Consider the following 17,116-nt stretch of genomic DNA (forward strand, 5'->3'; position numbering starts at 1 on the left):
GAGCGGGAAGCTCCCTGGAATATTTTAGTGGGCTTCGAGCCAGTTTTTACCGGTGCCTATTTCCGCATCGATGGGCAGCTTCTCCGCCAGTATGGGCATGGCATTGCGCATGCCTTCGATGATGAGGGGCTTGATGGTTTCCACCTCGTCCAGGTGCGCGTCAAACACCAACTCGTCATGCACCTGCAGGATCATGCGGGAGCGGAAATTGTGTTCTTTGAAAGTTTTGTGCAGCGAAATCATCGCCAGTTTGATGAGGTCTGCCGCCGTTCCCTGGATAGGCATGTTGATGGCGTTGCGCTCTGCAAACCCGCGCACCACGGCGTTGGAAGAATTAATGTCTTTCAGCCAGCGCTTGCGCCCCATCATGGTTTGCACGTAACCGGTCTGCTGCGCGAACCGTACCTGCGTTTCCATATATTTTTTGATGGAAGGGTACTGCGCAAAGTAGTTATCGATAAGGCTTTTGGCCTCGCTGCGCGGGATGCCCAGGTTCTCGCTGAGGCCAAAGGCGCTCTGGCCGTAAATGATGCCGAAGTTTACGCTCTTGGCGTTGCGGCGCATATCCGGCGTTACATCGGGAAGGTCAACCCCGTAGACCTTTGCCGCAGTGGCAGTGTGAATATCCAGCTTGCTGCGGAAGGCCTCCATCATATTTTCATCTTCCGAAATGGCAGCGATGATGCGCAGCTCGATCTGCGAGTAATCCGCGGAAAGCAGCGTGAATTCCGGGCTGCGCGGCACGAAGGCCTTGCGCACTTCGCGGCCTCTTTCCGTGCGGATGGGAATATTCTGAAGGTTCGGGTTGTTGGAGCTGAGGCGCCCGGTAACCGCCACCGCCTGGTTGTAGGAGGTATGCACGCGGTTCGTGCGCGGGTTGATCATTAACGGTAATGCATCAACGTAGGTGGACTTGAGCTTGCTCAGTTCGCGGAACACGAGGATGTTCTCCACGATAGGGTGTTTGCTGGCGAGCTTGGCCAGCACGTCTTCGCCCGTAGCGTATTGCCCGGTGCGGGTTTTCTTCGCCTTGGGGTCCAGCTGGAGCTTTTCGAACAGCACTTCCCCCAGCTGTTTGGGAGAGGCCAGGTTGAAGCGCACACCGGCCTGCTGGTACACGCTGTCTTCCGCTTTTTTGATCTCTGTTTCCAGTTCGCGGGAATAATCGGCAAGGGCCTGCTGATCTACAGCGATGCCTTCGTATTCCATATCGGTGAGCACTTTCACGAGCGGGTTCTCGATGTCGTAGAACACATTTTCGACGGTACGCTCTTTCAGCAGCGGCTCGAACCGGGTTTTGAGCTGAAGGGTGATGTCCGCATCTTCCGCGGCATATTCCTTGATCTTTTCTATTTCCACATCGCGCATGCTGCCCTGGCCTTTGCCTTTTTTGCCGATCAGCGTTTCGATGGAAACGGGCGCGTATTGCAGGTATTGGGCGCTGAGCAGGTCCATGCTGCGGCGGCCTTCGGGCTCTATGAGGTAGTGGGCCAGCATGGTGTCGAACAGTTTGCCTTTCACTTCTATGCCGTACCATTTCAGCACGATCATATCGTACTTGGTGTTCTGCCCGATGAACAGCGCGTCTTCGCGGGCAAACACGGGGCGGAACACTTCCAGTATCTCCTTCACCGCGGCCTGGTCTGCCGGCAGCGGGACATACCAGCCTTCAGCGGGTTTGATGGAAAAGCTCATCCCCACTATCTCCACGGCGTTGGCGTCTGTGCCGGTGGTTTCGGTATCGAAGCTGATGGCGGGCTCCTTCATCAGGAGGGCAGCCAATTCCCGGTGTTTTTCAGGAGTATCGGCGAGGTGATAGGCGTGCGGGGTGTTGTCGATATTTTTATCTGCCACGAGGCCGATGGGCTCAATGTCGCCAGCCTGCTGCACGAGGTTGTCTGCGGCGGATGGCGCGGCTTCCACGGGCTGACCGAAGAGGTCCTGCTGAACGGCCCTGCCTGCTGCGGCTTCCCCGCCGATAGCATTGAAAGTATCTCCCAGTATGCGTTTGCCGAGGGTTTTAAATTCCAGCTCGGTGAATACTTCGCTTAGTTTTTCTTTGTTTACCTCCGTGCAGCAAAAATCTTCTTCGTGGAACTGCACGGGCACATTGGTGATGATAGTGGCGAGCTTTTTCGAAAGCAGCGCGCTTTCAGCGCCGGCGCGGATCTTCTCGCCCATCTTGCCGCTGATCTTTTCTGCATTGGCGATCACGTTTTCGAGCGTGCCCCATTCGGCCAGCAGCTTCATGGCCGTTTTTTCGCCTACGCCGGGTATGCCGGGTATGTTGTCTACCGCGTCGCCCATCAGGCCGAGGATGTCTACCACCTGGTCTACGTTCTTAATTTGCCAGCGCTCACACACTTCCTTCGGCCCCATGATCTCCTCTTTATTGCCGAGTGCGGGCGGTTTCCAGATGAACACATTTTCTTTCACCAGCTGGCCATAATCCTTGTCCGGCGTAACCATATACACTTCGTAACCCTGTGCTGCGGCCTGCCAGGCGATGGTGCCGATAATGTCGTCCGCCTCGTAGCCGTCCACTTCCAGCACCGGGATGTTGAATCCTTCGATGATGCGTTTGATGTCGGGAAGCGCTGCCAGCAGGTCTTCCGGCGCGTCTTCACGGTTGGCTTTGTAATCGGCGAAATCGGTATGCCTTTCGGTGGGGGCATGCGTATCGAAGGCCACGGCGATGTGCGTGGGTTTTTCTTTATTGAGAAGGTCCAGCAGGGTGGAAGTGAAACCGAACTGCGCGTTGGTGTTCTTGCCTTTGCTGGTGAGCCTTGGGTTCCTGATCAATGCGTAATAAGCGCGGTAAATAAGCGCCAGGGCATCTAATAAAAAGAGTTTCTTGTGCATGCGGTAAAAGTAATGAATTACCCATAATTCATAATTTTACCGGATGAATAAGATTTATCATTTAGCTACCTGCGACACCTGCAGGAAGATACTCAAGGAAGTGGAAGCCGTGGAAAAAGGAGTGGCGCTGCAGGACATCAAAACGGAAAAGATCACGCCAGCGCAGCTGGACGAGATGAAGAAAATGGCCGGGAGCTACGAAGCGCTGTTCAGCCGCCGTTCCCTGCAATACAAAGCGAGGGGCCTTGCCGGGAAAGAGCTGACCGAAAAAGATTACCGCGATCTTATCCTGGAAGAATATACGTTCCTGAAACGGCCCGTGGCCATCGTAGGCAAACAGATATTCGTGGGGAACGACAAAAAAACGGTGGAAGCGCTGAAGAACGCGCTGTGAGGCGGTTTCCGTTAATGAATTTTAAATGAAGGATTTCTTTAAAGCGTTTTTAGGGAGATCCTTCGCTGTTTTCAGAGCGTTTTCACGAAATCCTGCACGATCTTTTTGTATGCTTCCATATCCTGCCCGTGCTGGAAAGGCGTGAAGGGGAAGCTGCGCGTGGCGTTGAGCGTTTCCTGCAGGTTGAATTGCGATTGCGGCACGCTGTAGAAATATCCTTTTTTCATGAGATATTTGCCCAGGTATTCCTGTTCAGACTGGCCGGGTGTGGGAATGAGGATACCTTTTTTATTGAGTTTGGCGAGGTCCATGAGGGTGGTATAGCCGGAGCGGCTGAGCACCATATCCGCCGCCAGCATGGCTTCGTTCAGTTCTTTAGCGCCAAGGTGGCTCACCTGCGTGATGCCGGGCGTGATCTCTTTTTGCGAAGCCTGGTCTGGCCGGCCGCTCACGATGAGGGCCTTCATGCCGGGTATTTGTTTGATCTGAGCCAGCAGCAGCTCTTCCAGGTTGGTGCGTTGCGGCTCCGGGCCGGAGATGAGGGCCAGCAGGTCATATTTCTTTTCCACGCCTTCTTTCGGCTCAAAGCGGCTCAGGCAGCCGAGATACGCGGTGTTGCCCGGCAGTTCCGCGGGATGGGCCAGTTTGCCGCTCAGGTTGGGCTCTCCTTCAAAATCGGGGATCCAGCAGGCGGAATAGCGGCGGATGTAGCGATAGTTCATTTTTTGCAGCAGGCGTTCCGTGACGCCGCCAAAAGGCGTTTTGATGAGCAGCTGGTGGGAAATGAACACACAGGGGATAGAAGAATGGTATAGCCCGAACCGGTTGTCCGATATCACGGCGCTGATATTGTGCTCGGCAACGGTTTTCCGCAGCCAGGCCTGTTCAAATTTCACGGCTTTCCAGATCTTGGGCACCTGCTGGAGGATCTTCAGCCCGAAAAAGAGGCCTTTTTGTGAATATGTAATGTGGTAACCGGGAAGCGGAAGAATGGTGAGTGTAGGGAATTCCCGGGAGAGCAGGGCGGCGTGTTTTCCTTCAGCCGCAATAACTACCTCACAACCAGCGTTTAATAGTTCGTGTATCAGCGGAATGTCGCGCGTGGCGTGGCCAAGGCCCCAATCGAGGGGAACGATCAGCACTTTTTTTCTGGCCGGGAAGCTTGTGGACAAATAATTAAAATTTTTTTGCGAAAATAGCTTAATTTAGAAATGATCATTGTTAAGAAAAGGTAAACACCCGCTCAGACAGACTAGCAAATATCGTCGCAGTTTATTAGTGAAATTATGAAAAAGTACAAATGGATTTTAGCTTTCTTAGTGGTGGGGAGTTTAACGTGGTCAGGTTGCAGTGTGCTGAAGAAAAACGATTGCGGGTGCCCTCCTATGCAGAAGGGGCGGATGAAACACTAATCGGAAATTTAATCGCTATACCTTTCCATTCCTAAATTACGGTAATGCAGGATGGACCGCGTTATTGAAAATTGATGTCAACAATAAGAGAAAAACAATCAAACGTAATCAGCATGAAGCCTGTAGAGAGGGATTTACTCATCTTGTTACATGAAGACCGCTACAACGAGCAGGAGATCCAGCACGAAGTAAAACAGATCAGCGATATGCTGAGCCTGGTTGAAACGATGGATTACCTGGCAGCGGCCACCGAGGTGGCAGACTGCAACAAACACCGCGTGAGCAGCAAACGCCGCGTGTTGGAGCGTGCCTTCTTCCGTAAGGAGCCAAAAGCATTTGAGTTCATCGTCCACAAAAATTAAACCGCAACAGCGTATTTGTCCGGTAGCATCAGACCTGCCACGATCATTACTGCTCTTTATCGGTTGTAGAAATTAAAAGAACAGATCATCGCCGCGGAAAGCCGCAAACTGTTTCTGGTAACTATTCCACACGTTATTGAACTGCTACGATCTCATCGCGCCAAGCCCGGATCGCACTCCTATGTACCCTTTCCTGCATTATTCCATTAACCGCCAACGCCGTTCATTTTATATGAACAGTGCGACCCTGCATGAATTCTAAAATTCTTGTTGTAGGTTTGCGGGCAAATAATATCCGTTGTGATGATAGACTTTCCACACTTGCAGGATTACCTTGCTCCGGTGTCCAAAGCCCGACTGAATGAAGATGAAACGTATGACGACCTCCAGATCGGCAACCTGATCGATCTCTACGAGGAAGGCCATATACCGGACCTTGACAGCGCCGATATTATCCTCCTTGGCGCCGGCGAAGAACGCGGCAACGGCACGCCCAACAACGGCAACGCCGCGCCGGACACTATCCGCCGCGAGTTCTACCAGCTTTACCACTGGCACAAAGATGTTCGCCTGGCGGATGCCGGCAACATTCTCTCCGGGCGCAATCTCGCAGATACCTACGCCGCATTCAAGACCGTGGTCACCGAACTGATAGACGCCGGCAAAACCGTTATCATCCTCGGCGGCTCGCACGACCTTACCTACGCGCAATACCAGGCCTACGCCAGCAAAAAATATATCATCGAAGCCACCGTGGCCGATGCGCAGATAGACCTCCAGGAAACCTCGCCGCTGCGCAGCAAACGCTTCCTGCTGGAAATGTTCATGGAACAGCCCAACTACATCCGCCATTACAATCACATCGGCTTCCAGAGCTACTTCGTACAGCCCCGCATGCTCGAAACGCTGGACAAGCTGCGCTTCGACTGCTACCGCCTCGGCAAAGTGCGTGAGAACCTCGAAGAGATCGAACCCGTGCTGCGCAATACAGACCTCTTCAGCGTAGACATCAATATGATCAAACATACCGATGCGCCCGCCAATTCCCTTTCCCCCAACGGTTTCAGCGGCGAAGAAGCCTGCGCCCTCAGCCGCTATGCAGGCATGAGCGCACAGCTCAGCACCTACGGCATCTACGGTTACCTCCCGGAAAAAGACCGGGACAACCTCACCGCCAAACAGATCTCGCAAATGCTCTGGTACTTCATGGACGGGCGTTCGGTAAAAAATAAAGAAGCCCAGCTCACAGAACGCGAATCTTTCCTCGAATTCCATATAGCCTTCACCGATATAGACACCGTGTTCCTGAAAAGCAAAAAAACAGGCCGCTGGTGGATGCAACTGCCGGATAAGAACTTTGTGCCCTGCGCGTATACAGACTACCTGCAGGCGAGCAACAACGAATTACCCGAACGCTGGCTGCGCAACCAGGAACGCCTGTAGCGCGTTTTAACAATTTGGTTTCGTAATTTGGAAACTGAAAATCATTACTTTCCTTGAGCCAATCCCGCAGAGCCCGGTTAGCGCGGCTGAACATTATCCAGAATGCACAGGACGCTGTCCTGATCGCAATCGGCGTGCTCCTGGCAGCTCTCGGCCTCAAAGCCTTCCTGCTGCCCAACGGCTTCCTCGACGGCGGCGTTACCGGTATTTCACTGCTTACTAACCGGCTGAGCGGATGGTCCATTTCCGTATTGATCGTCGTGATCAACACCCCGTTCATCCTGCTGGCGTATAAACAGCTTTCCCGCGGCTTTACCGTCAAGACCATCATTGCCATCGTTGGTCTGGCCACGGCGCTGGCGCTCATCAAGGTGCCGGTGATCACGCAGGATAAGCTGCTGATCGCGATCTTCGGAGGGTTCTTCCTCGGCGCGGGCATCGGCATGTCTATCCGCGGCGGCGCTGTGCTGGACGGCACGGAAGTGCTGGCGCTGTACATCAACCGCAAGACCGTGCTGTCTATCGGCGAGGTGATCATGTATTTCAACGTGATCATTTTCGGAGTGGCGGCGGTGCTGATCAACGTGGAAACCGCGCTGTATGCGATGCTGACGTACCTGTCCGCCTCCAAAACGGTGGATTTTGTAATATCCGGTTTCGAGGAATACATTGCACTGACGATCATTTCACCCAACAGCGAGCTGATCCGGAAAACCCTGACCCTGAAGCTGCGCAAAGGGGTTACAGTATTCAAGGGCAAGAGCGGTTTTGGAAAAAGAGGAGCGGTAGACGATGAAATTGATATCGTTTATACGGTTGTTACCCGCCTCGAAGTGCATAAGATCATAGATGAGATTGAAAAGATCGACGAAAAAGCGTTTATTGTGCAGACAAATATCAACGATACGCGCGGGGGAATGATCAAGCGCCGCGCGACGCATCATTAATCCACTAATTCTGCACCGTATGAAAAACAGCCTTGCCGCTGCATTGCTTATGTTCACAACACTCACCGTTACAGCACAGGAAAGGATAGACCTGTATCCCGGCCAGCCAGAGCTGCGTATTGGGGGAGGCCGCAAAGTGGACGATGTTCCGAACATAGACCATTACACCGCCGCGGGCGACAAAAAGAACGGCGCCGCCGTGTTGATCTGTCCCGGCGGGGGATATACCCACCTGGCCACCGGCCACGAAGGAAAAGACATTGCTGAATTCTTCACCGCACAGGGTTACGATGCCATCGTGCTGCACTATCGCCTGAACGATGCACAGCAGAGCGGTTCCCGCTTTCCCGCGCAGTACAACGATGTGACCAATGCCATGCGCCTGGTGAAAAGCAAAGCAAAAAGCTGGGGACTGAATCCTGAAAAGATAGGCGTACTGGGCTTTTCAGCCGGAGGGCACCTGGCTTCCACGCTGGCTACCATGATACAGCCCGGCAACCCGCAGGCAACCGACGAAACCGGGAAATGGAGCAGCCGGCCGGCCTTCGCCGTATTGGTATATCCCGTGATCGCCATGAACAACGAATTTGCGCACAAAGGCAGCGCGCTGAACCTGCTGGGTCCCGATGCCTCTCCTGAAAAGAAGGATTCGCTGAGCACATACCTCCGAATTACGCCGGAAACGCCGCCCACGATGCTGATCCACTCCTCCGACGATAAAACCGTGCCCGTGGAAAACAGCCTGCTGTTCTACCAGGGCCTGGTGAAGAATAAAGTTTCCGCTACCCTGCATGTGTACGACCATGGCGGCCATGGCTATGGTATGGCGCCGAAAGACCCTGTGCTGAACAGCTGGCCGGGCCTTTGCATTTCATGGCTGCAGGAATTGCTGAAAAGCAACGCTAAATAAATCAACGAACAAGCATAAAAGAAAAAGAGGCCATTACCGGCCTCTTTTTTTATTCCTTTCCGGAGCGGTCATTTGATCCCTTTCGCCACCGCTTCCGCTATCAGCACCGCGCCCAGCTTATCCGGGTGCACGCCGTCCGCGAAATATTCCCTGTGACCGGAGAGTGCTTTATACAGGTCGATGGTCTTTACTTTTTCTTTCTTCGCGATCTTCTTAATGGCCGGGATGATCTCGCTTTTTACCACGCTCTCCCTGATCTTAAATTTGTTCTCAGGCGAACCGTTCACCGGGAAAACCGGCACGGGATAACAGACATAGATCTTCGGCTTTGAAGGCAGCTTTTTCCACTCTTCGATGAACGCGCGGTAATCCGGGATAAAATCGTTTTTGTTGGCATCCCAGTTCTGCGGCTTGGAATCGTTCGTGCCGAGCTTGATGATCACGATATCGGGCGCCCAGTTCTTCCCGACGGTAAACAACGAGTCGGCCCAGTAAGGTTTGTCGCCTTTCTTCAGCAGCGTTCTGCCGCTGATGCCCAGGTTGTGCACTTCGTAACCCTCGCCCAGCAAGCGTTGCAGGTGTTTGGGATAAGTGCTGTCTCCCAGGCCGCGGCCGAAAGTAATGCTGTTGCCCACGCAGGCTACTTTTATTTTCTGTGCATACAGGGCAGTGCAGAACAGGAAGAGCCCCGCCAGTAAGAGTATTTTTTTCATTGAAACAGATTAAAGGAAATTATCCGCATCGCGGTACGCCTTGATGAGGGCGGCTTCGCCTTCCTTGCCGGGTTTGGCATTGCCGTGCTCCATGCCCATCACGCCTTTGAAACCTTTCTGGTGCAGGTGTTTGAAAATATTCTTGTAATTGATCTCGCCGGTGCCGGGCTCTTTACGGCCGGGGTTATCCCCGATCTGGATATAGGCGATCTCGCTCCAGCACAGGTCTATGTTGGGTATCAGCATGCCTTCGTTCTTCTGCATGTGGTAAATATCGTAGAGTATCTTGCAGGACGGGCTGTTTACGGCGCGGCAGATCATATAGGTCTGGTCGGAAGTGCGGAGGAACAGGTCCGGCGTATCGCTGAGCGGCTCCAGCACCATGGTGAGGCCGCCTTTTTCAAGTATCTCGGAGCCGCGGCGCAGCGCGTCTATCACATTGCCGGTCTGCACGCCGATAGGCAGCCTGCGGTCAAAGAACCCGGGCACTACGGTGGCCCATTTGGCATTCACGCGTTTGGCCAGCTCTACGGAGCGTTCGCAGGTTTTGAGGAATACTTCCAGGTGCTCCGGTTTGCCGGTCGTGAGGGATACTTTCCAGTTCTCCCCGCCGTCTATCACAAAAACGCCCATCCGCATATTGAGCTTGGCCAGCAGGTCGCCGATCTTGTTTTGCATGGCGGTGTCCCTTCCCAGCATGCCGTTGTCTTCAATGGAGCGGAAGCCCTGGTCGTGCATGAAGCGGATCTGGTCCAGGAAGTCATCTCCCGCGCTGTTCTTGAACATGCCGGCATGCGGGGCATAATCCAGGTTGAAGGTCTTTTCAGCCGCAACGGGACTTTTATCCGCGGCCTTTGCCGCGGCGGAGCCGCCGAGGGCGAGGGCCGAAATGCCGGCCAGGGTGCCTTGTTGAAGGAAGGTTCTTCTTTCCATAGCGTGTTTTTAGTTAAAATGAGCTGTGCGAAGACGGAAATTAATAGCTTTTCAATGGAAATCCGAATGATTTGACAAAAAAGCCTTCCCGGGTGAAGATTTGAGTAGAATTTGCAACATTCGTACATAATATTTGACGTTTATAAAATTAATATTGCTTTCAAGCCCCGGATTTAATAAATTCACACGCTTTAAATTTTAGCACATTTTGCCGATGAGAAAGAAAACAGTGTTCATGTTGCTGGGGGGAATGATAGCAAGCGCCGCTTACGCCCAGGATGACCCGTTTACAGCTTACGAACAAAAGATCGCGGGAACAAGCGTAACCATCAAAATGGTGCCTGTTAAAGCGGGAGAATTCCTGCTGGGCAGCCCTGATAAGGAGCCGGGCCGCAGTGCGGATGAAGGGCCACAGAAGAAGGTAAAGATCGACGCCTTCTGGATGGGCGCCTACGAGCTTACATTCGACCAATACGACCTGTACGCAGATAAAGATAAAGACCAGGCGCCCCTGCCAGATGGCATGACGCGCCCGAGCCCGCCCTACATCGACCTCACTCTCGGTATGGGCAAAAGCGGCGGCTACCCCGCCAACAGCATGAGCCAGTACGGCGCGCTGATGTATTGCCGCTGGCTGTACAACAAAACCGGCGTGTTCTTCCGCCTGCCCACTGAAGCAGAATGGGAATATGCCTGCCGCGCGGGCAGCACCACCGCTTATCCCTTCGGCAACGATGCAGCACAGCTGAAAGATTATGCCTGGACGGCGGAAAACAGCACTGACGTATATCACAAAGCGGGCGAGCTGAAACCCAATGCCTGGGGCCTTTACGACATGCTGGGCAATGTTGGCGAATGGACCATGGACCAGTATGATGAAGAAGCCTACAAAAAAGTGGAAGCATCCAATCCCTGGAACAAACCGACGGACAAAACGCCCCGCACCATCAAAGGCGGCAACTACCGGGAACCGGCCACTGCGGCAAGATGCGCATCGCGGCTGAAATCTGAGGAAGCCTGGAACGACCGTGACCCGCAGATACCTAAAAGCAAATGGTGGAACGCCGATGCGCCGTTTATCGGGTTCAGGATCGTGAGGCCGGTGAAACAGCCCACCAAAGAGGAGGCGGAGAAATTCTTCGCAGATGCGATAGACCAGTTCGTGGGCGCCCGCTAAGCCCGGGTTTTCCGTCAAAAATCTGTCAGGGCATGGATTTACGGAAAAGGTTTAGTAATTTCTGGAGAGCTAAAAGTTCTATTTATAATCACCAACGGTACTAGTAGCAGTAGTCCCGGTAAAATACCCATCATGGAAAACGAAAAAGCACAATCATTCCACGGTCAAAGTCGCAGAGACTTTGTAAAACAATCCTCTTTACTGGCGGGAGGTCTGATGGCGGCGCCCATTTTGTCTCATGCAAGCGAAACGAATTTCTTTTCCGGCGCACCCGATGTGATCAAAGTTGCGCTGATCGGCTGCGGCGGGCGCGGTACCGGGGCCGCCGTTCAGGCGCTCAGCACCAAACAGAACGTACAACTCGTAGCAATGGCCGATGCCTTCCAGGACAGGCTGAGCGACAGCTACAACAACATCGTTGAAGCGATGAAAAAAACGCCCGATCGTGTGAAAGTAACCGATGCGGACAAATTCGTCGGTTTCGACGGATATAAACAGGCCATGGCTAAAGCTGACGTGGTGATCCTCGCCACCCCTCCGGGTTTCCGCCCGATCCACTTCGAAGAGGCGATCAACCAGAAGAAACATGTGTTCATGGAAAAACCCGTGGCTACGGACCCTGCGGGCATCGCCAAGGTGCTGGCTGCGGCTGAAAAAGCCAAGGCCCAGAAGCTCAACGTGGTGGTAGGTCTTCAGCGTCACTACCAATCCTCTTACCGTGAACTCCTTAAACGTTTCCAGGACGGCATCATCGGAGACATCACGTCCATGCAGGTTTGGTGGAACCAGGGCGCCCTGTGGGTAAAACCCCGCAAACCGGAGTATACTGAAATGGAATATCAAATGCGCAACTGGTACTACTTCAACTGGCTTTGCGGCGATCATATCGTAGAACAACACATTCACAATATCGACGTCGGCAACTGGTTCATGGGCAAAACTCCCGTGACCGCCGTTGGCATGGGCGGCCGCGCAATCCGCACCGGTCCTGAATCCGGTGAGATCTTCGATCACCACTTCGTGGAATACCGCTACGACAATGGTGTGGTAATGAACAGCCAGTGCCGTCACTGGAAAGATTCCGTAAGTCGTGTGGATGAAGAGATCGTGGGCACCAAAGGCCGCATCATCTGCGACCGTGGCACCATCCTCGATCACAAAGGCAAAGTGCTTTACCAGTTCGACCGCAAAAAGGAAAACCGTCCTTACCAGGCCGAGCACGATGAACTGTTTGAAGCCATTGCCAAAGGCGAATACAAATTCCAGGACGCGCAGCGCGGAGCTGAAGCCACACTGTCCGCGATCATCGGCCGTATGGCCACGTATTCCGGGCAGTCGATCGCATGGGACAAAGCGCTGGCTTCAGGCCTCAACCTGCAACCCGAGAAGTACGCATTCGACGCGCCTCCGCCGGTATTGCCGGATGCAAACGGCAACTACGCTTACGCGAAGCCGGGCATCACCAAATATTTCTCCTGATCCAATACATGAACTGGCATACAAGGCTGGCCAAACGGCCAGCCTTTTTTACTACAGCTGGCTGAAGAAAATTTTGATGCGCTCTTCCATTTCAGGATTGCTGCCCATTTCATGGGGCCGGTCCGGGTAGATGAAAAGTTCCAGCTGGCCCTCCAAACCCAGTGCCTTCATGGCATTCAGCAATTTTTCTCCTTGCTGCGCCGGGGTGATAACGTCTTTCCCGCCAAAATGGGCCTGGGTTTGCGGATGGCGGTGAGCAAGGCCACGGTGCCGCCGCGGCTTCCTCCGCGTATCATTGGTTTAACAAAAGATTGGCAACTGAGCCGGGAATTTTTTATCTTGATGAACATGAAATTCATCTACCTCGCTTTGGCTGCCCTGCTTCCCTCTGCCGCAGCTTTTTCCCAGCCTAAGAATCTCCGCCAGTGGGCGCAGCAGGATGTGCTCCGCGCGAAAGGCCTCCGCGAAGCGCATGTGGGCATCAGCATCTATGACCCAGCAACGGGCAAATATTGGTACCAGCACCAAGATGATAAGTTTTTCATGCCTGCATCCAACACGAAAATATTCACGCTTTATACCGGCTTGCAGTTGCTCGGTGATTCGCTGCCCGGCATGCGGTATGCGGAAAACGATACCGCATTGTTCATCCGGGGCATGGCAGACCCTTCTTTCCTGCATCCTGATTTCAAATACCAGCCTGCAATGGACCTGCTAACCCGGACGGATAAACGAATATGGCTGCAACCCGCCCTGATCAAAAACAAACGTTTCGGGCCGGGCTGGGGCTGGGGCGATTATGCGGATTATTACCAGCCCGAGCTGAACGAATGGCCCATGTACGGGAATGTAGCCTGGGTGAAGCTCGCAGGCGCGGGATATACCATGACGCCGGAATTCCCCACAGAACTGGTGTACGAACGCGCGCCCGCCGAAGCGCTGGCAGACAGGGAAGAACGGGAGAACCTTTTTATCCTGCATCTCCGCGCGGATGATGCAGCAACCCGTGCCTTTGAAGTGCCCTACATCACCGGCTCCCGCCAGGAATTGGCGCGCCGGCTCCAGGATACCCTGCGTAAACCTGTAGGCGTACTGGCCACCCCGGCGGTGACTGAAAACCTGCTGCTGAAAAGCATCCCGGCTGATACACTCTTCCAGCCGATGATGCACCGCAGCGATAATTTCTTCGCGGAACAGATACTCATGATGTGCGCTGCAGAAAAATTCGATACGATAGACAGCCGGAAAGTCATCCAATATATGCTGGACAGTTCGTTGAACGATCTGCCGCATCCGCCAAGCTGGGTAGACGGTTCGGGGCTTTCAAGATACAACCTCTTCACCCCGCGCGACTTTGTGGCCGTGCTGGACAAGCTCCTGAAAAAATACCCGAAAGACCGCCTCTGGCCGCTGTTTCCCTCCGGCGGAAAAGGTACGCTGCGCAATTATTACCAGGCGTTGCCGGGCAGGCTGTATGCGAAAACAGGCACGCTCAGCGGCTGTGTGGCGCTCAGCGGTTACATTGTAACGAAGTCCGGGAAAACGCTCATCTTCAGCGTGCTGGTAAACAACCACAACTCCACATCCACCGTGGTGCGGAGGGCCGTGGAAAATTTCCTGGTGCGCGTGGCAAACGCGGGATAAAATATTCATGCATAAAGAAAGCGGTTGCTTCCATAGGGAAGCAACCGCTTTCTTATTTGGAGGAGCAAAGATTATTTAACGATCTTCAACTCGTTGATGATGTTTTTCGCGCCACCCAGCTTGTCTATGCACCAGAGCACATAACGGATGTCTACATTGATGGTGCGGTTGAGGTTTTTATCGAACTGGAGCTTGTGGCTCAGCGCTTCGTAGTTACCATCGAACGCGAGGCCGATCAATTCTCCGTTGCCATTGATAACGGGAGAGCCGGAGTTGCCGCCCGTAATATCGTTGGTAGTAATGAAACCTACGACCAGCGTGTTCCTTTTCGCATCAATATATTGACCGAAATCTTTTTTCTTCACCAGGTCAATGAAATCCTGGTGGAGATCGAATTCATAGTCACCGGGTTTATATTTCTCCATAACGCCATCGATGGTGGTCACATAATCGTAAGCCACGGCGTCGCGGGGTTTGTAGGGTTTCACCTGGCCGTAGGAAAGGCGCATGGTGAAATTCGCGTCCGGGTAGCGGATGGCGTTGGGCTGGCGGAGCATTTCGCCTTTCAGGTATAAACGGCCCAGCTCATTGTTTTCCGCGGTGAATTGTGAATAAAGCGGCAGGTATTTGCCCACATAGTTCTTCACAAAAGCGGATGCATAAGCATAAGCAGGATCGTCCTGCAGCACGGTGGCGTCAGGATTGGAAACGAATGCTTTCCATTTCGCATCATTCAGGATCATCGTGTTGTTGAACACGTTGGCGGCCCAGGTGCGGTAAGTTTTTTCATCATTCAGTTCGCCGAAAGATTTAAGCCCTTCATAGAACCCAATGGGGTGCTGATCTTTCGGGATATCGTCGTAGAACATCTGCGCGGTAATGGCCATGATCTTCTGGTCGCTGGGCTTGTTCTCTTCTTTCAGAAAATTAGCGCGGGCAGCGTCTGCAGCTGCAGCAGCGGCTTTCACGTCGCCTTTTTTCAGGATCGCGTTCTCAAGCGCCCCCAGGGAGCTGGCGAATGCAGCGAGGGGAGAGCCCAGGATGCCTTCGTTCAGGTAGATGCGCTCTTTGGTGTAAGGCGCCCAGGCTTTATAGGCCTTTTCGTATTGCGGGAACACGTTCTCGAATTCGGGTTTGCCCTTGGCCCATTGCTGGAAAGCGGCTTCCTGCTTTTGTTTTTCTTCGTACACGTGGTATTTGAGCAATTGTTTGCTTTCGCCGTCAAAGAATTTCCAGTAGTTGGCGATGCCGGCGTAAGAAGAAGCCAGCTGCAGTTTCACTGCGGGATCTTTCTTCATTTCCTCGAACATATATTTCAGGCGGATGTCGCGCAGGGCAACGATGGAAGGGTTTTCCACGTCGGTTTTCAGCTTCACGCCGAGAGAAGTTTCGTAACGGTTGGTCCCGCCGGGGTAACCGAAGATCATTGCGTAATCGTTCTCTTTCACGCCTTTGATGGAAACGGGCAGGAAATGTTTGGGTTTCAGGGGCACATTGTCTGCTGCGTAATCAGCCGGTTTGCCGTCTTTACCGGCATACACGCGGAATACGGAGAAGTCGCCGGTGTGGCGGGGCCATTCCCAGTTATCGGTGTCGCCGCCGAACTTGCCGACGTTTTCCGGGGGGGTGCCTACCAGGCGGACGTCTTTATAACGTTCGTACACGAAAAGGATGTACTGGTTGCCTTTGAACATAGGGATCACTTTGGCTTCATAGCCGCTGCCGGAAGTGGCCGCAGAGATGATCTCGCCGTAAATGCCCTGGAGCTTTGCCCCGCGTTCGTTGAGTGAAGCGCCTTTGATGGCCTCTTCCACCTTCGTGGTCACGTCTTCGACGCGTACGAGGAACTGAACGGAAAGACCTTTGGAGGGGATCTCCTGTTGTTTGCTCTTAGCGTAAAAACCGTCGCGGAGATAGTTATTTTCCACGCTGCTGGCGCTGGCGATAGCCCCGTAGCCACAGTGGTGGTTAGTGAAGATGAGGCCTTCGTTGCTCACGATCTCACCGGTGCAGCCGCCGCCGAAGATGATGATAGCGTCTTTCATAGACGACTTGTTGATGCTGTATAACTGCTCCTTGGAGAGTTTCAGGCCTTTTTTCACCATGTCTGCATAGGTCTGCTGGCCCAGGAGGTACGGCAGCCACATGCCTTCGTCTGCCTTCACCAGTTTTACCGACAGTAAAAGCAGCAGCAGGAATAGATTTTTCTTCATAGTTGAGTTCAGATTTTGTAAAAGAGGGCCCAAACCTAGCGATTTTTTCAATATCTGCATTTACCGGTCGTGGATTCGGAACAATTCGGACACGGCGGTGTTAAAATGGCTTGAAGATTGATAATGAAAGATTACCATAAAACCAGACTTATGAAACAAACGATTTTGACAGCCCTCGTCCTGGGCGCCACCCTGGCTTACGCCTGCCAGGGCACCAACAAAACACCCTCGCAGGACACCTCCGCCACCGCAGCCATACAGCCCGCCGGCGCCGAAACGGCCTGGAAGCTGGAAGGCACCCGCTGGAAACTGAAGGAGCTGCCCGGCGGCCCCCAGGCCATTCCAGACAGCGGGAAAGTGATATTCATGCAGCTGATCGACACTTCATCGCAGGTGCAGGGCTTCCTGGGCTGTAACGGTTTTGGCGCAAAATACCTCGCCACGCCTGAAGGCAACCTGCAGGTTACGAACGTGATCTCCACCCAAATGGCCTGCCCCGCGCTGGATGTGGAAAACGCCTTCTCCAAAGCATTGGAGGCCACCAGCCGCTATACCATCGAAAAGGACCTGCTGCGCCTCCAGAAAGGAGATTCCATCCTGGCCACTTTCACGGCCATCCAGGAATAA

The 17,116-nt window shown here is 53.5% G+C and carries 14 protein-coding genes; 9 read left to right on the forward strand and 5 right to left on the reverse strand.

Features of this window, described 5'->3' with window-relative positions; translation table 11 throughout:
- Positions 1 to 24 precede the first annotated feature (24 nt).
- Positions 25 to 2,862 carry a DNA polymerase I gene (gene polA, locus R3I13_RS06370; protein WP_346317091.1) on the reverse strand — a complete coding sequence of 946 codons (2,838 nt, stop codon included), beginning with the start codon at positions 2,860 to 2,862 and terminating at the stop codon, positions 25 to 27.
- Between the two features lie 43 nt (positions 2,863 to 2,905).
- Between polA and R3I13_RS06375 the strand changes: the two genes are divergently transcribed.
- The gene (locus R3I13_RS06375) at positions 2,906 to 3,256 is read left to right on the forward strand and encodes an ArsC/Spx/MgsR family protein (protein WP_346317092.1); all 351 of its coding nucleotides are present in this window, start codon (positions 2,906 to 2,908) and stop codon (positions 3,254 to 3,256) included.
- Positions 3,257 to 3,327: 71 nt separating this feature from the next.
- Here R3I13_RS06375 and R3I13_RS06380 read toward each other — a convergent pair whose 3' ends face one another.
- Positions 3,328 to 4,428, reverse strand: a complete 1,101-nt coding sequence (locus tag R3I13_RS06380) for a glycosyltransferase (RefSeq protein ID WP_346317093.1) — start codon at positions 4,426 to 4,428, stop codon at positions 3,328 to 3,330.
- Between the two features lie 353 nt (positions 4,429 to 4,781).
- Here R3I13_RS06380 and R3I13_RS06385 point away from each other — a divergent pair, with 353 nt between their 5' ends.
- From R3I13_RS06385 to R3I13_RS06400, 4 genes are all read left to right on the forward strand, one after another.
- Positions 4,782 to 5,030, forward strand: a complete 249-nt coding sequence (locus tag R3I13_RS06385; RefSeq protein ID WP_346317094.1) for a hypothetical protein — start codon at positions 4,782 to 4,784, stop codon at positions 5,028 to 5,030.
- 303 nt (positions 5,031 to 5,333) lie between these two features.
- Positions 5,334 to 6,473: a formimidoylglutamase gene (locus tag R3I13_RS06390; protein WP_346317095.1), complete on the forward strand. Its 1,140-nt coding sequence runs from the start codon at positions 5,334 to 5,336 to the stop codon at positions 6,471 to 6,473.
- Between the two features lie 53 nt (positions 6,474 to 6,526).
- Positions 6,527 to 7,420, forward strand: coding sequence for a YitT family protein (locus R3I13_RS06395; protein WP_346317096.1), 894 nt, complete (start codon positions 6,527 to 6,529; stop codon positions 7,418 to 7,420).
- Positions 7,421 to 7,439: 19 nt separating this feature from the next.
- Positions 7,440 to 8,330, forward strand: coding sequence for an alpha/beta hydrolase (locus tag R3I13_RS06400; RefSeq protein WP_346317097.1), 891 nt, complete (start codon positions 7,440 to 7,442; stop codon positions 8,328 to 8,330).
- A 68-nt stretch (positions 8,331 to 8,398) separates the two neighbouring features.
- On the opposite strand, the gene R3I13_RS06405 is transcribed toward R3I13_RS06400, so the two are convergent.
- A complete protein-coding gene (locus R3I13_RS06405; protein ID WP_346317098.1) occupies positions 8,399 to 9,043 on the reverse strand; it encodes a GDSL-type esterase/lipase family protein in 645 nt (214 codons plus the stop codon).
- A gap of 9 nt (positions 9,044 to 9,052) precedes the next feature.
- On the reverse strand, positions 9,053 to 9,976 hold the full coding sequence (locus tag R3I13_RS06410) for a TIM barrel protein (protein WP_346317099.1): 924 nt from the start codon (positions 9,974 to 9,976) through the stop codon (positions 9,053 to 9,055).
- A 214-nt stretch (positions 9,977 to 10,190) separates the two neighbouring features.
- On the opposite strand from R3I13_RS06410, the gene R3I13_RS06415 reads away from it, so the two are divergent.
- The 3 genes from R3I13_RS06415 to R3I13_RS06425 all read left to right on the forward strand — a co-directional run bounded on the left by R3I13_RS06415 (position 10,191) and on the right by R3I13_RS06425 (position 14,276).
- Entirely contained in the window at positions 10,191 to 11,153 is a 963-nt protein-coding gene (locus R3I13_RS06415; RefSeq protein WP_346317100.1) for a formylglycine-generating enzyme family protein, read from the forward strand.
- A 132-nt stretch (positions 11,154 to 11,285) separates the two neighbouring features.
- Positions 11,286 to 12,632, forward strand: a complete 1,347-nt coding sequence (locus R3I13_RS06420; protein ID WP_346317101.1) for a Gfo/Idh/MocA family oxidoreductase — start codon at positions 11,286 to 11,288, stop codon at positions 12,630 to 12,632.
- A gap of 348 nt (positions 12,633 to 12,980) precedes the next feature.
- Entirely contained in the window at positions 12,981 to 14,276 is a 1,296-nt protein-coding gene (locus tag R3I13_RS06425; protein ID WP_346317102.1) for a D-alanyl-D-alanine carboxypeptidase, read from the forward strand.
- Positions 14,277 to 14,347: 71 nt separating this feature from the next.
- Here R3I13_RS06425 and R3I13_RS06430 read toward each other — a convergent pair whose 3' ends face one another.
- Positions 14,348 to 16,489 carry a S46 family peptidase gene (locus R3I13_RS06430; RefSeq protein WP_346317103.1) on the reverse strand — a complete coding sequence of 714 codons (2,142 nt, stop codon included), beginning with the start codon at positions 16,487 to 16,489 and terminating at the stop codon, positions 14,348 to 14,350.
- A 150-nt stretch (positions 16,490 to 16,639) separates the two neighbouring features.
- On the opposite strand from R3I13_RS06430, the gene R3I13_RS06435 reads away from it, so the two are divergent.
- Positions 16,640 to 17,116 carry an META domain-containing protein gene (locus tag R3I13_RS06435; protein ID WP_346317104.1) on the forward strand — a complete coding sequence of 159 codons (477 nt, stop codon included), beginning with the start codon at positions 16,640 to 16,642 and terminating at the stop codon, positions 17,114 to 17,116.

This window comes from Chitinophaga sp. YIM B06452 (assembly GCF_039655965.1).
Classification (GTDB): domain Bacteria; phylum Bacteroidota; class Bacteroidia; order Chitinophagales; family Chitinophagaceae; genus Chitinophaga.